We start from the raw sequence: 14,006 nt of genomic DNA on the forward strand, positions 1-14,006 counted from the left end.
GCGCGGGCGGCGCTCGATTTCAGCCACACCACAGCCCCCAGCCATCCACCTAAAAACCTCACGCACGCCCCCACATCCAACCATCAAACCGGCAAACTCTGGTACGCCACCCCATCCCCCGGGCTACGGTCAAACTGGCGTTTGTACTCGCGGCTGAACTGCGACGTGCTCTGGTAACCCACCCGGTGCGCCGTCTGCGCCACCCCCAAGCCCTCGCCGATCAGCATCTGTTGCGCCTTGAGCAGCCGCAGGCGCTTGAGGTATTGCATCGGTGCCATGTCGGTGCAGCGTTTGAAATGCTCATGGAAGGTCGACACGCTCATGTTGGCGCGTGCCGCCAGCGCCTCGACGCTCAAGGGCTCGGTGTAGTGTTCACGCAAGTGGGCGAGGGCGGCGCCGATGCGGGCGAAATGCCCCTGCTGTTCGACCAACGCCCGCAACACGCCGGCTTGCGGGCCGCGCAGCGCGGTATAGAGCACTTCGCGCACCCGCGCCGGGCCGAGCACCTTGGCATCCAGCGGGTCTTGCAGGCAGCTCAGCAGCCGTTCGACGCTTTCGCGCATGGGCGCATCCAGCGCTGCAGACGTCATGGATTGCGGGGTCTGGGCCTGGACGGCGGCATCCGGTGCCAGGTCCATGCTTTGCACCAATTCACCGAGCACGCTGCGGTCAATGTCCACTGCCACGCCCAACAGCGGCGCCTCGCGGGTGGCGAAGGTTTCGCACATGAACGGCACCGACAACGCCTGGACCAAGTAGTGGCCCGCACCGTACTCCAGGGTGCGCGGCCCCAGCCGCGCGAGTTTGCTGCCCTGGGCCAGGATCATCAGGCTTGGCTCGTAAATTTGCGGGCTACTGGCGACATAGTGGTCCCAGCTCAGCACCTGCACCTGGGGCAGGTGAGTGGGCACGAAACCCGGGCGGGTGGCGAGGCGGCGGATCAGCGCGCAGAGGGGGGCGTTAGCGTCGACATGGCGGGTGAGCTGCATGGTGAACCTGGGCAGAGAATCAGACAGTTGCATCATCGCAGATTGAAGGTCTAGCGTCAGATGCTTGAGGGTAACTCCGGAGAATCAGGCATGCATGCCGGAGGATCTGCGGTGGGCGAGGTGAGGCATGGCGCGCAGAATGCGCCGCCTGAATCGTTTCACTTATCTGCGAGGTCCCGCATGTACACCGCCATCGGTTATGCCGCCCAAACCCCGACCAGCCCTCTGGCTCCCATGACCTTCGAACGCCGCAGCCCGCGCCCGGACGATGTCGCCATCGAGATCCTTTACTGCGGCGTGTGCCACTCCGACATCCACCAGGCGCGCAACGAATGGGGCATCGCCGTGTACCCGTTGATGCCGGGCCACGAGATCATCGGCCGGGTCACCGCGGTGGGCGACAAGGTGTCCGCGCACAATGTCGGCGATCTGGTAGGCGTCGGTTGCATGGTCGATTCCTGCCGCCACTGTGAGGCGTGCGCCAAGGACCTGGAGCAATACTGCGTGGAAGGCCCGACCATGACCTACGCCACCCCTGACCGGGTCGATGGCAGCAACACCATGGGTGGCTATTCCAGCAGCATCGTTGTCAGCGAGCACTTTGTCGTGCGTATCCCTGCCGGCATGGACCTGCCCAGCGCTGCGCCGATCTTGTGCGCCGGCATCACCACCTATTCGCCGCTCAAGCACCACGGCGTTGGCCCTGGCCACAAGGTAGGCATCCTGGGCATGGGCGGCCTCGGCCACATGGGTATCAAACTGGCCAAGGCGCTGGGCGCGGAAGTGACCTTGTTCACCCGTTCGCCAGCCAAGGCCGAGGAAGCGCGCCGCCAGGGTGCCGACCATGTGATCGTGTCCACCGATGACGAGCAGATGCGCGCCGCCGCGGGCCGCTTCGATTTCCTGCTCGACACCATTCCGGTGCAGCACGACCTCAATCCGTACCTGGAAACCCTCACCTTCGACGGTGTGCATATTCTGGTCGGCCTGATCGAACCGATTGAACCGGCGCTGCACGCGGCCAACCTGGTGCTCAAGCGTCGGGTACTGGCCGGCTCGCTGATCGGCGGCATCGCCGAGACTCAGGAAGTGCTGGATTTCTGTGCGGAGCACGACATCCGTTGCGATATCGAGATGCTCGATATTCGTAATATCAACCAGGCTTACGAGCGGATGATTGCTGGGGATGTGAAGTACCGCTTTGTGATTGACATGGCCACGCTTCAGGGCTGATCGAGTAGTCGTCTGTACTGGCCTCTTCGCGGTCCGACTTGCCCGCGAAGAAGCCAGTGCAGACCTACCAGACTAGCGCCTTGTCCCATCCCTTCCAGAACAACCAGCGCCGCACTTCACCATGCTCGCCGGTACCGATCTGCCACTCAGGCCGTCCACTGCCCAGCGCAATCACCGAGATGAACCCGGCATGGCTCGCCGCAACCAGCGTGCGTCCATCGGCGCTGATGTCCATGGCGCTGATGGTCGACCCCAGGAAGTGCTGCCAATGTTCCGTGCCCTCTTCGCCAAAGGCCCGCAGGTAGCCGTAGGCATCGCCGACGATGTACTCGCCATCGCCTGCGACCCCGGCATACACCCGCGCCCCGTCTTGCAGCAGTGGGGTGCGTGGGTCTTCGCTGTAATAGTCGGTGTCCAGGCCCGCAAGGTCTGCCACGCGTACCCCCAGTGTGCCGCCGTTGTAGAAGTGGCAGGCATTGACGATCAACTGGTCGCCGCTGCGGTTGAACAGGGCGAAGTGCGGGTATTCGCCGCCGGGGCCGATCTGCGCCACTTCCTCCAACTGGTCATTCAGCACCAGGTGGCGGCTGCATTGCTCACCCACCACGATCAGACGCCCGTCCGGCGACACTGCACCGTGCTCCATGGCCAGGCCCAGGGCAATATCGTCCGGGTCGGTGCCTTCTGCCAGCTCCTCGAGTACCTGCGACTGGCGTGGCAGCAGCCGGATGGCACCTTCGGCGTCCAGCAGGTAAATACCCTCGGCGCTCACCAGCAACACCCGCTGGCCATCGGCGAAGGGCACCAGGCTGGTGGGTGTGGGTGGCAGGTCGAGCGGCTCGAACGGGTAACCCGCTGGCAGGCCTTCGAGCCCGCTAGGCCAGGCCAGGCGAGCGACCTGCGGGCCGCCCCAGCCATCGGTCACGCGCACGCCCTCGGCGTTGGCCAGGGCAAAGTAGCGGCGCTGTGGGCAGCGCCCGAAGTGCTCGATACCGATGACGGGCGTTACGCCTTGTTGATCGATGCGCACCACCTGGCCCTTTTCATAGGGCATGCCAATGCGCGCGAGCAGGCTGCCGTCGTCCAGCAGCAGGACGCTGCAGATGCCTTGCCCATGCGCATCGAGCAGCGGCACCAGCGGCAGGTGGGCGGGCGGCCAGGCGGCGCGGAAGGCTTGGCGTTGCTGTTCGTCCACCCCCGGGCGGTTGATCGCTTCCAAGGCGGCCTGCCAGGCGTCGAGCAGGTGCTCGGTGGCTGCAGGCTGTGGTTCTTCGAGGTTGTCCCAGCCCTGTGCGCAGCCTTGCGCGACGTAGCGGTTGATGGCCTGGGCGTAGGTGGTGACCGCCTGCTGCCACTGCTGCTGGGGTTGTTGCTTGTCCATGGGCGGATCGGGCTCCTTGTTCCGCTTGCAATTCACATTAAGCGGGCATGTTACTCGCAATGTGCCGCTGGTTGTGAGGCCCGGTATTGACGCGTACCATGCCGGCATTCCTTCCAATAACAAACCCGTGCCTCAGCGCGGCCGATACTTGGCCCCTGACGCGCGTCTTTTCGCCATGCCTGCGGAGAATAGAACCCCACCCATGAACGGACCCCTACCCACCGATGTGCCGCCGACCACCGGTAACGGCAGTTGGCTGAGCGTGATCGCCCTGGCCCTCGCGGCCTTCATCTTCAACACCACCGAGTTTGTCCCGGTGGCGTTGCTCAGCGACATTGGCCGCAGCTTCGACATGAGCACTGCCCAGGTCGGCCTGATGCTGACCATCTATGCCTGGGTCGTGGCCCTGGCGTCGCTGCCGATGATGCTGCTGACCCGCAACATCGAGCGCCGGCGCCTGCTGCTGTTCGTGTTTCTGGTGTTCATCGTCAGCCACCTGTTGTCGTGGCTGTCGCAGAGCTTTGCCATGCTGTTGGTGAGCCGCATCGGCATCGCCCTGGCCCACGCTGTGTTCTGGGCGATTACCGCGTCGCTGGCCGTGCGTGTGGCGCCGCCTGGCCAGCAGGCCAAGGCCCTCGGCCTGCTGGCCACCGGCACTACCCTGGCGATGGTGTTGGGTATCCCGCTGGGCCGTGTGGTGGGTGAGGCCCTGGGCTGGCGCGTGACGTTCCTCAGCATTGCCGGGGTGGCATTGGCCACCATGCTGTGCTTGATGAAGTCGTTGCCGCTGCTGCCCAGCCAGAACTCCGGTTCGCTGCGCAGTTTGCCGATCCTGTTCAAGCGCCCGGCCCTGGTGATCACCTACCTGTTGGTGACGCTGGTGATCACTGCGCAGTTCACCGCTTACAGCTACATCGAACCGTTTGCCCTGCATGTGGCGCAGATCAGCGGTGAGCGCACCACGTTGCTGCTGCTGTTGTTTGGTGGCGCCGGCGTGTTCGGCTCGGTGCTGTTCAGTCGTTACAGCGACCGCTTCCCCCAGGGTTTTCTGGTGGGCTCGATTGGCCTGCTGGCGGCCTGCCTGCTGTTGATGTTGCCGTTGTCGGGCAACTTCTATGCGTTTGCTGTGTTGAGCATGTTCTGGGGCGTGGCGATTTTGAGCTTCAGCCTGTCGCTGCAGTCCAAAACACTGAAGTTGGCGTCCGATGCCACGGACGTGGCCATGGCCTTGTTCTCGGGCATTTACAACATCGGTATTGGTGGAGGTGCATTGCTGGGCAGCATCGTCAGCAGCCAGATGGACGTGGCCGACATCGGCCTGGTCGGAGGCTGTGTCGCGGTTGTCGGGTTGCTGCTGGCGGCGGCCAGTACCCGGCGGTTCCGTGATGCCTTAGGTGGCTGATTTGCCTGTACTGGCCTCTTCGCGGGCTTACCCGCGAAGAGGCCGGCAAAGCCAACATCACAATCAACCCAGCAGCGTCGCCCAAGCCGACACCAGCAACACCACCGCCAACCCCCGGTTGAACCACAGCAACCGCGCAGGCGCTTGCAACCAGCGTGCACTTCCTACCCCCAGCAGTGCCCAGGCCGTCATGCACGGCAGGGCAATCAGCAGAAACACCAGCGCCAACAGCCACACCGGCAGTGCCGGCGCGGCAAATACCCCGATCACGGCCACGGCCATCATCCACACTTTCGGGTTCACCACTTGCAGCGACGCCGCGCTGAGCGCATCGAAAGGCTTGTCTGCGTTGATGTCCAAGGGCTGCCCAGCGCTGCGCAGAATGCGCCACGCCAGCCAACTCAACCACAGCACGCCGGCCCAGCTCATCAGCTGCTGGGCCAGTGGATGGCGCAGTAACAGCTCGCCCAGCCCCAGCCCGACCAGGAACACCACGGCCGCCGCCGCGCCACAGCCGGCCAGGATAGGCGCCACGCTCGCCCGCAAGCCCTGCTGTGCGCCATGTGCCAGGATCAACAAGTTGGTCGGCCCCGGGCTGATGCTGGCCACCAGGGCGAAGAGGATGAAGGGCAACAACGTCTGCGACATGGCACAAGGCTCCGAGGGTTCGAAGCGCCATGTTCGCTGCCTGGCTGCAGTCAGTCTGGAAGGTTTGAGCAGCGCCTGCGGTAGTCGGCCGGGGTCAACCGATACGCCCGGCGGAACCAGCGCCCCAAGTGGCTCTGGTCGGCAAAGCCCAGCGCCATGGCCACTTCAGCAGGTGTCTGGCCTTGGCTGAGCAGGCGCCGCGCGCGGGCCAGGCGCAACTGGATCAGGTAGGCGTGCGGGGCCAGGCCGAAGGCGGCTTTGAACGCCCGGGTCAGGCGAAAACGGTCGACGCCGCAGGCCTGGGCCAGGTCTTCCAGGCCGATGTCGCGGTCCAGGTGGGCATGCAGGTAGTCACGCGCCCGCTGCGCGGTCAGCGGTAGGCGCGGGTCGGGGTTGACGCGTTTGCGCCAGTGCAGGTGGCGGGTCAGGCAGGCCAGCAGGTCGTCCATGGCGGTCTGGCGGACAATGCGCAGGTCCTGGTAGTGCACGCTGTTAAAGGCCAGCGCGGTGGCGCGGGCCAGGCGCTCATCGTGGCACAAGGTATCGGCAAAGCTGGGCAGGCCGGCGCTGGGTGCGTGTTCGAACAAGGACCGCAATTGATCGTCCAGCCAGGCAGGCTCCAGGTACAGCGTCGAGTAGGTGAAGCCTTCCTCGGTCGGTGCAAGGCCGTCGTGGATGTCGCCGGGCTCGAGCAGAAACACCTGGCCCGGCGTGCTGCGATGGCGCACCCGCCGGCAGTTGAACTGCTGCACACCTTGCTCGGTGACGCCGACCAGGAAACTGTCGTGCCAGTGCGGGTCGTAGGCATGCCCGACAAAATGCGCGCGGACCGACTCGATGCCGGTGTCGGCGTCTTGTTTGAGGTCGATCCAGTTGCTCATGGGGGCAGGCCGTGGGGGTAAAACGCTACCTTAGCGCACGCGTGCGGTTCAGTCTGGAACGATTGTGCAGCCCTTGTTCAGCAGCCGCGGCCGCAGGGCCTCGAAGCGTTCGCGCAGCCACAGGTGCAGCTGTGTCACTGCTGGCGTCAGCTGTTTGCGGTGCGGGCAGACCAAGGTGACCGGCGTTGGCTCGCCCAGGTATTCGGGCAGCAGAATCTCCAGTGCGCCCGCCTCGATGTCGGCGCTGACATCCAGCCACGACTTGTAGACGATCCCTTCACCCAGCAGCGCCAGGCGGCGGATCACATCGGCGTCGTCGCTGACCAGCGGCCCACGCACCTGCACGGTGCGGTTACCCACCCGCCATTTGTCATAGACCCGGTTCTGTTGCATGTACAACAGGCAGGCATGTTGCTGCAGGGCCTCCGGCGTCAGTGGCCGGCCGTGGCGTGCCAGGTAATCGGGGGAGGCGACCAGTACCCGGCGGTTCCAGTTGGCCAGGGGCAGGGCGATGTAGTTGGCATCTTGATTGAGGCCGTAGCGGATGGCGATGTCCACAGGGTCGCGATTGAGGTCGGCCATCTGGTCGGACAGAAAGAAGCGCAGGTGCAGCGCTGGGTGCTCGCGGCGAAAGGCGCTCAACCAGGGCAGCAGCATGTTACGCCCCATGTCAGAAGGGGCTGAAACTTGCAGGGTGCCGCGCAAGGTACTGGCATTACCGTGCAGGTCCTCGCGGCCCTGGCGCAGGCTTTCCAGCACGTTCTGCGCGGTCGGCAAGTACAACTCGCCCGCAGCGGTAAGGCGCAGGCTGCGGGTGGTCCGCGCAAACAGGCGCACGTCCAGTTCGCGTTCCAGGCGTTTGATGGCGGCGGCCACCTGGCCCGGCAGCAGTTCGGCCTCATGGGCGGCGGCAGTGAAGCTGCCCAGCACGCTGCTGCGTACGAACAGTTCGAGGTCGGTGATGCGCAGCATTTTCACTCGCAGGATGAAAGTGTTGCTGTAGTTTGCCGGTTTTTCTTATCTGCAGGAAAGATAAGATGCGCGACAAATCCCGTTTCACTGCAGGAGTTGTTGCATGGATACCGTTTCTCTGGCCAAGCGCCGCTACACCACCAAGGCTTACGACGCCTCGCGTCGCATTCCCCAGGCCACCCTCGATGCGTTGCTCGAGCAACTGCGCCACAGCCCATCGTCGGTCAACTCACAGCCTTGGCACTTCATCGTTGCTGACAGCGCCGAAGGCAAGGCCCGGTTGGCCAAGAGCACCCAAGAGCGCTTCGGCTACAACACGCCAAAGATTCTCGATGCGTCCCATGTGATCGTGTTCTGCACCCGTACCGAGATGACCGAGGCCCATTTGGATGCGGTGCTCGCGCAGGAAGCCGCTGATGGCCGTTTTCGCGATGAACAGGCCCGCGCCGGGCAGAACCAGAGCCGTCGTCACTACGTCGACCTGCACCGCTTCGACCAGAAAGACGTGCAGCACTGGATGGAAAAGCAGACCTACCTGGCCTTGGGTACCGCACTGCTTGGGGCTGCGGCACATGGCCTGGATGCGACGCCGATCGAGGGCTTCGACAGCAAGGCGCTGGATGCCGAGCTGGGGCTGCGCGAGCAGGGCTACACCAGTGTGGTGATCATGAGCCTGGGCTATCGGAGTGAGGCTGACTTCAATGCGGGGCTCAGCAAGTCGCGGTTGCCGGCTTCGAAGGTGTTTACCTTCCTCTGAGCGGCTTTCTCTGAACCTGTAGGAGCAGCCTTGTGCTGCGAAGAGGCCCGGAACCACTGCGAAGATTAAGGGTGTTTTCACCGGCCTCTTCGCAGCGCAAGGCTGCTCCTACATCGGCCTAGGACGTCGGCGCCAGCTTTACCACAACGACACTGACGCCGCTGTCACAGCCCTGGCAAACACCTCGATTGCCTTGTCCACTTCAGCCTCGGTGCTGAACCGCCCAATGCTCAACCGCACGCTGTTACGTGCCCGGCTTTCATCCAGCCCCAGTGCCAGCAGCACATGCGATGGCGCATTGCTCGCCGAATTACACGCTGACGTGGTCGACAATGCCAACTCACTGGCCAACGCTGCACTGTTGAAGCCTCGGCTCTGGATGCACAGGTTCAAGGTATGCGCAATGCGCTGTGTGTCGCAGCCGTTGAGGCTTACCGCTGGCAAGGCCAGCAACCCATCGCGCAGCCGCTGGGACAGGTGCTCGATGCGCTGGTGTTCGCTGTCCCCCGGCTGGCCGGCCAGGGCAAAGGCGCTGCCCATGCCGACAATCTGGTGGGTCGCCAGGGTGCCGGAACGCAGCCCGTGTTCATGCCCGCCACCGTGCATCTGCGCACGCATCAGCTCGCGCGCGCGCGGCCCAACGTAGAGCGCGCCGATGCCTTTGGGGCCGTAAACTTTGTGGGCCGAGAACGACATCAGGTCTACCGCCATTGCTGCCAGGTCGATGGCCAGTTTGCCCACCGCCTGCGCGGCGTCCACATGCAACAGCGCGCCGTGGGCACGCACACGCTCGCCAATCGCCGCAAAATCGGTCACGGTGCCCAGTTCGTTATTGACCGCCATCAGCGAGACCAGGCGGGTATCGGCCTGCAGTGCGGCCTGCACGGCTTCAGGCTGGATCAGGCCCGAAGCATCCACAGCCAGGCGGGTAACGGCCCAACCTTGGCGCTCCAGTTCAGCGACCGTGTCGAGCACGGCCTTGTGCTCCAGCTGGCTGGTAATCAGGTGGCCCGGCTCGCCAATGCCCTGGGCGATGCCCTTGAGCGCAAGGTTGTTGGACTCGGTAGCGCCTGATGTCCACACCAGCTCATCGGCGCGGGCGCCGACGCGTTCGGCGACCTGCTGGCGCGCCTGCTCCACAGCATTGCGGGCTGCTTGGCCATAGGCGTGGCCACTGGATGCGGGGTTACCGAAGTTGGCTTGGCGGCCAAGGCAGGCGAGCATCGTTTCGATGACGCGGTCGTCAACGGGCGTGGTGGCGGCGTAGTCGAAGTAGAGCGGGGCGCTGGGCATGGGGCGGGTCCGTGTCTGTCACGTGGGATTCAGTGATCGTTGCAGTAAGCGTACCCGGCCCCTGGGCAAACATTTTTGCCTTCTGTTTGGTTGATTCGCACCTTTTTGGTAAATAATTCTATGCATGCAGGCTGGTAGAGAAAATAATTCTCCAGCAGGCTGCAATCCGTACGATGGTAGGAACGTCAGGCCGTTTCCAGCGTGCGTTCTTCCTCCGCCACCACGCGTTCGCACAACTCGATGATCTGTTCGCGCATCCAGCGGTTGGCGGGGTCCTGATCCGTGCTTTCATGCCAGTACAGGTGGGTTTCCAGCGCTGGTACATCCACTGGCAATGCCTGGTAGCGCAGTTGATGGCGGCGGGCGAAACGCTCGGGGACGGTCATCACCATGTCGGTCTGCTGCAGCACCTGCGAAGCCATCAGGTAGTGCTGGGAGCGCAAGGCCACTTTGCGTTGCACCCCCATTTTGCCCAGGGCCAGGTCCACATAGCCGAGGCCATTGCGGCGGCTGGAGATATGGATATGGGTCATGCCCAGGTAGCTGTCGAGGGTCAGTTTGCTGTCGGCCAGCGGGTGGCCCTGGCGCAGGGCGCAGACATAGCGGTCTTGCATCAGTTTGACGTGGCGTACCTGCGGGTCGGTGTTCAGCGGGGCGTCGACGGCAAAGTCCAGCCGCCCGGCTGCCAGTTCTTTGGTGGTTTCGCGACGTTTGCACAGGAAGCTCTCGATCAGCACCGAAGGGGCCAGGCGGCGCAGGCGCTGGAACAGCGGCGGCAGGATCACCGCCTCGGTCAGGTCGGTCATGCTGATGCGGAAGGTCTTGTTGGCCTGTTGCGGGTTGAAGATGCGGCTTTCTTGCACCGAGGTGCGCAGCAGGGCAAGGGCGTTGCGCACTGGGCCGATGATGTTCTGCGCCATCGGCGTGGGCACCATGCCTTGTGCGGTGCGCACGAACAGCGGGTCGTTGAAGGTTTCGCGCAGCCGCGACAGCGCATTGGACACCGCCGGTTGGGTGATGCCAACAATTTGCCCGGCGCGGGTCAGGTTGGCTTCGGTGTAGATCGCGTCGAAGACGATGAACAGGTTGAGGTCGACCTTGCTGAGGTTCATGTGCGCCGCTCGTTGTTGGAGTTATTGCCCGATCATATATCGGTTATGAATGTTTATACACGCGGAAAATAGACTAGGTGGATGGGCGCGTGCTGCTCTAGGCTCTGGCCCATGTCCTACGAACCGTGAAGGTAGCCCCGATGGATTTCGCCTATTCGCCCAAGGTCCAGGCACTGCGTGAGCGCGTCACCGCGTTCATGGATGCCTATGTCTATCCCGCCGAGGCGGTGTTCGAGCGCCAGGTCGCCGAGGGGGATCGCTGGCAGCCCACCGCGATCATGGAAGAGCTCAAGGCCAAGGCCCGCGCCGAGGGGCTGTGGAACCTGTTCTTGCCCGAGTCGGAGTACGGCGCCGGGCTGAGCAACCTGGAATATGCCCCGCTGGCCGAAATCATGGGCCGCTCGCTGCTCGGGCCAGAGCCGTTCAACTGCTCGGCACCGGACACCGGCAACATGGAAGTGCTGGTGCGTTATGGGAGCGAGGCGCAGAAACGCCAGTGGCTTGAGCCCCTGCTGCGCGGGGAGATCCGCTCGGCGTTCGCCATGACCGAGCCGGACGTGGCCTCCTCGGACGCCACCAACATGGCCGCCACCGCTGTGCGTGATGGCGATGAGTGGGTGATCAATGGCCGCAAGTGGTGGACCTCCGGGGCCTGTGACCCGCGCTGCAAGGTCATGATCTTCATGGGCCTGTCCGACCCTGAAGGGCCGCGCCATCAGCAGCACTCGATGGTGCTGGTGCCGACCGACGCGCCTGGCGTGAAGATCGTCCGGCCGCTGCCGGTGTTCGGTTACGACGACGCGCCGCATGGCCATGCCGAGGTGTTGTTCGAGAACGTGCGGGTGCCTTACGAGAACGTGATTCTGGGTGAGGGCCGTGGCTTCGAAATCGCCCAGGGCCGCCTCGGCCCAGGCCGCATCCACCACTGCATGCGCTCGGTCGGCATGGCCGAACGGGCGCTGGAATTGATGTGCAAACGCTCCGTGGAGCGCACAGCCTTCGGCCGCCCGCTGGCCCGCCTGGGCGGCAACGTCGACAAGATCGCCGACTCGCGCATGGAAATCGACATGGCCCGCCTGTTGACGCTGAAAGCGGCCTACATGATGGACACGGTCGGCAACAAAGTGGCCCGCAGCGAAATTGCGCAGATCAAAGTAGTGGCGCCGAATGTGGCCTTGAAGGTGATTGACCGGGCGATCCAGATGCATGGTGGCGCCGGGGTGAGCGGTGATTTCCCGCTGGCGTATATGTACGCCATGCAGCGCACCTTGCGCCTGGCCGACGGGCCGGATGAAGTGCATCGGGCGGCGATTGGCAAGTATGAGATTGGCAAGTATGTGCCGGTGGAGATGTTGCGTAGTTCCAAGTGATTTGTAAGCAGATTTCGTAATTGCTGTAGGAAGTGTCTGGTTTTCACGTTCAGGCACTAAAAGCGCTGTTGCAGCTGTTAGGTTTCGACACCTCACCTATGCACTGAGAGCGTGTCGATGCGTGTCAACCTGGGAGGAAAAGGTCAGGCGGTAGACGGTGATGTCACCACGACGGGCGCTGTTTGCATCGCGACTGATCCCTGCTATTTGAGCGATGGGCGTAGGGTGCTCAGGGAGGGCGACAGGACAACACCCTGTCCCCTCTGCGGTGATGAAGGGACCGTCGCTGAAGGCGTTTTGCATTTCTTCTCTGATGGCCATGCCGTGGCCATGGATGGGGCGCTGGTGAACTGTGGTTGCCCGCCCGGTAGTAACCGAGTCGTAGCACCGCTGGATGTGGCACCGCCACCTCTCCGGACTTTTGCGTCTAACCGCGGAATGTCTATTGTGCCAACCGCGGGTGCTCAAGCAGGCAACTGCTCGCGAGGGTCAGTTACAGCATTGCCGGGGACAATGGAGCCGGGCTTTTATGTGGTTCCCAGAAGCATGTCGTTCTCTCAGGTTCTGCTGCGGTTGGCCGAGCAGGACGCCACGTTACCCATTTCCCGTTTGCAGCGGCTTAATCCTACCTACGATCAAGGATTCAAGGCTGGGGAAATTTTCGTCATTGGTGACCCAGATAATGGCGATGCCTGTACCCGTGAGGAAGCCAAGCTGATGGCTGCCGCTCAGGACGCCCGGCACGCGTTGGCGGCGCTGGATTTTGCCGAATCGGATTTCATGATGAAGCACCAGGCTGATATTGCCGGCTTGCTCAGCAATGCCAGCCAATCGATGGGCGTGGGCAAGGACATGCTGGATCAAGGGTTGAAACAGGTCCGCAACACCTTGAACCAGATCGAGCAATTGCATCAGCGTGAGTTTTTGCGGCATGGGCATTTGAACAGTCGCGAATTCTTCGTCTCGCGGCGTCAGCTGTTGCAGCAGCTGGATGGACAGTTGAAGGCGGCATTGCTTAACAAACAGCTGAACTTGGGCAGTTATGAGCGGCTGAAGAAGAGTCTGAATATTTCGACCAAGAGCCTGGTGCACCATTGGTCGAAAGCGGGTGGGGCGGGGCAGATACCGGGGTATGCGACGCATCTCGATAAAGTGGCGAAACTCTCCAATTACCTCAAACACGGCGGGAATGCTGCAATTGGACTGAGCGGGGCTTCGTCGTACCTCAATGTGAGAGAGGTTTGTCAGGCTGGGAGTACAGAGGCTTGCAGGAAAGCCCGTTTCGTAGAAACAGGAAAATTTAGCGGGAGCGTGGGTGGTGGAATGGCAGGGTCGTTGGTAGCCGGTGCAGCGGCTGGTACGGTGTGTGCTGCTTTTACTGTGGGTACTGCGGGTTTAGCAATTCCATTATGCGGAATTTTATTAGTTGGCGGCGGTAGCTTCGCGGGCGGTAAGTTAGGTGAGGTCATGGGGGAGGGGACAGGGGAATTCATCTATGAGGTATCAAATTATGGATATTAATACATGGCCTATAGCTGTAAAGCTGTCGTTTGTAATTATGCCATTTGTTATTTCCATGTCAGGCTTTGCAATAAGTGCGTATATAACGTTGACTCGTCATTATCAGATTGTTTGCTCTTCGGTTACAAGTAATTCGTATATAGAGTGCTTGAAAGTAACCTGGGGTGGATCTTATTTTAAATGGCGACTAATGTTGGTTTGTGCTATTGGTGGCCTAGTCACGTTCCCCTGGTTTGTGTTGCGCCGCGGTCAAGTGGATGCTGAAGAACTAAAAAGATTTCCGCCAAAGCTGAAGCGATGGTTGGCAGTGTCTACTTGGCTAGCTATCATCGGTTTTGCCTGGATGATGTTTGCGGGTTTGCTTATCAAGATTTCCAAGGTGTAGTAATTCTAGTTTTTGTATTTTTGATGAATAGTTGCGTCTAAGAATCGCTGAGTTTGCACGTA

The 14,006-nt window shown here is 62.3% G+C and carries 13 protein-coding genes; 6 read left to right on the top strand and 7 right to left on the bottom strand.

Annotated elements, in window-relative coordinates; genetic code table 11:
• Positions 1-83: 83 nt before the first annotated feature.
• A complete protein-coding gene (locus MFF34_RS07505) occupies positions 84-989 on the bottom strand; it encodes an AraC family transcriptional regulator (RefSeq protein ID WP_238211921.1) in 906 nt (301 codons plus the stop codon).
• A gap of 180 nt (positions 990-1,169) precedes the next feature.
• Between MFF34_RS07505 and calA the strand changes: the two genes are divergently transcribed.
• A complete protein-coding gene (calA, locus tag MFF34_RS07510) occupies positions 1,170-2,222 on the top strand; it encodes a vanillin reductase (RefSeq protein ID WP_238211923.1) in 1,053 nt (350 codons plus the stop codon).
• Positions 2,223-2,286: 64 nt separating this feature from the next.
• Here the strand turns inward: calA and MFF34_RS07515 are convergent, their stop codons facing one another.
• Positions 2,287-3,603 (bottom strand): hypothetical protein, encoded by a 1,317-nt coding sequence (locus MFF34_RS07515; protein WP_238211926.1) that lies wholly within the window; start codon positions 3,601-3,603, stop codon positions 2,287-2,289.
• 202 nt (positions 3,604-3,805) lie between these two features.
• Here MFF34_RS07515 and MFF34_RS07520 point away from each other — a divergent pair, with 202 nt between their 5' ends.
• A complete protein-coding gene (locus MFF34_RS07520) occupies positions 3,806-5,005 on the top strand; it encodes a sugar transporter (protein ID WP_027593822.1) in 1,200 nt (399 codons plus the stop codon).
• A 63-nt stretch (positions 5,006-5,068) separates the two neighbouring features.
• On the opposite strand, the gene MFF34_RS07525 is transcribed toward MFF34_RS07520, so the two are convergent.
• From MFF34_RS07525 to MFF34_RS07535, 3 genes are read right to left on the bottom strand one after another with little or no spacing between them, the layout of a single operon-like run.
• Positions 5,069-5,653: a LysE family translocator gene (locus tag MFF34_RS07525; RefSeq protein ID WP_238211934.1), complete on the bottom strand. Its 585-nt coding sequence runs from the start codon at positions 5,651-5,653 to the stop codon at positions 5,069-5,071.
• Between the two features lie 50 nt (positions 5,654-5,703).
• Complete coding sequence (locus MFF34_RS07530; protein ID WP_238211936.1) at positions 5,704-6,534, bottom strand: AraC family transcriptional regulator; 831 nt, start codon at positions 6,532-6,534, stop codon at positions 5,704-5,706.
• Between the two features lie 48 nt (positions 6,535-6,582).
• A complete protein-coding gene (locus MFF34_RS07535) occupies positions 6,583-7,506 on the bottom strand; it encodes a LysR family transcriptional regulator (protein ID WP_238211938.1) in 924 nt (307 codons plus the stop codon).
• A gap of 103 nt (positions 7,507-7,609) precedes the next feature.
• Here MFF34_RS07535 and nfsB point away from each other — a divergent pair, with 103 nt between their 5' ends.
• Entirely contained in the window at positions 7,610-8,263 is a 654-nt protein-coding gene (gene nfsB / locus MFF34_RS07540) for an oxygen-insensitive NAD(P)H nitroreductase (RefSeq protein ID WP_238211940.1), read from the top strand.
• Positions 8,264-8,401: 138 nt separating this feature from the next.
• On the opposite strand, the gene MFF34_RS07545 is transcribed toward nfsB, so the two are convergent.
• Together MFF34_RS07545 and MFF34_RS07550 are read right to left on the bottom strand one after the other, a co-directional pair.
• Entirely contained in the window at positions 8,402-9,556 is a 1,155-nt protein-coding gene (locus tag MFF34_RS07545; RefSeq protein ID WP_238211942.1) for a cysteine desulfurase family protein, read from the bottom strand.
• A gap of 185 nt (positions 9,557-9,741) precedes the next feature.
• Positions 9,742-10,668 carry a LysR family transcriptional regulator gene (locus MFF34_RS07550; protein WP_238211944.1) on the bottom strand — a complete coding sequence of 309 codons (927 nt, stop codon included), beginning with the start codon at positions 10,666-10,668 and terminating at the stop codon, positions 9,742-9,744.
• A 140-nt stretch (positions 10,669-10,808) separates the two neighbouring features.
• On the opposite strand from MFF34_RS07550, the gene MFF34_RS07555 reads away from it, so the two are divergent.
• The 3 genes from MFF34_RS07555 (at position 10,809) to MFF34_RS07565 (ending at position 13,944) form a co-directional block, all read left to right on the top strand.
• Positions 10,809-12,038 (top strand): acyl-CoA dehydrogenase, encoded by a 1,230-nt coding sequence (locus tag MFF34_RS07555; protein ID WP_085273281.1) that lies wholly within the window; start codon positions 10,809-10,811, stop codon positions 12,036-12,038.
• 117 nt (positions 12,039-12,155) lie between these two features.
• The gene (locus tag MFF34_RS07560) at positions 12,156-13,559 is read left to right on the top strand and encodes a PAAR domain-containing protein (protein WP_238211946.1); all 1,404 of its coding nucleotides are present in this window, start codon (positions 12,156-12,158) and stop codon (positions 13,557-13,559) included.
• On the top strand, positions 13,549-13,944 hold the full coding sequence (locus tag MFF34_RS07565; protein ID WP_238211949.1) for a hypothetical protein: 396 nt from the start codon (positions 13,549-13,551) through the stop codon (positions 13,942-13,944). Before MFF34_RS07560 ends, MFF34_RS07565 begins: the two co-directional genes overlap by 11 nt.
• Positions 13,945-14,006 lie beyond the last annotated feature (62 nt).

Origin of the sequence: Pseudomonas sp. PAGU 2196, assembly GCF_022179005.1 — a bacterium.
In the GTDB taxonomy this organism is placed as follows: domain Bacteria; phylum Pseudomonadota; class Gammaproteobacteria; order Pseudomonadales; family Pseudomonadaceae; genus Aquipseudomonas; species Aquipseudomonas kermanshahensis.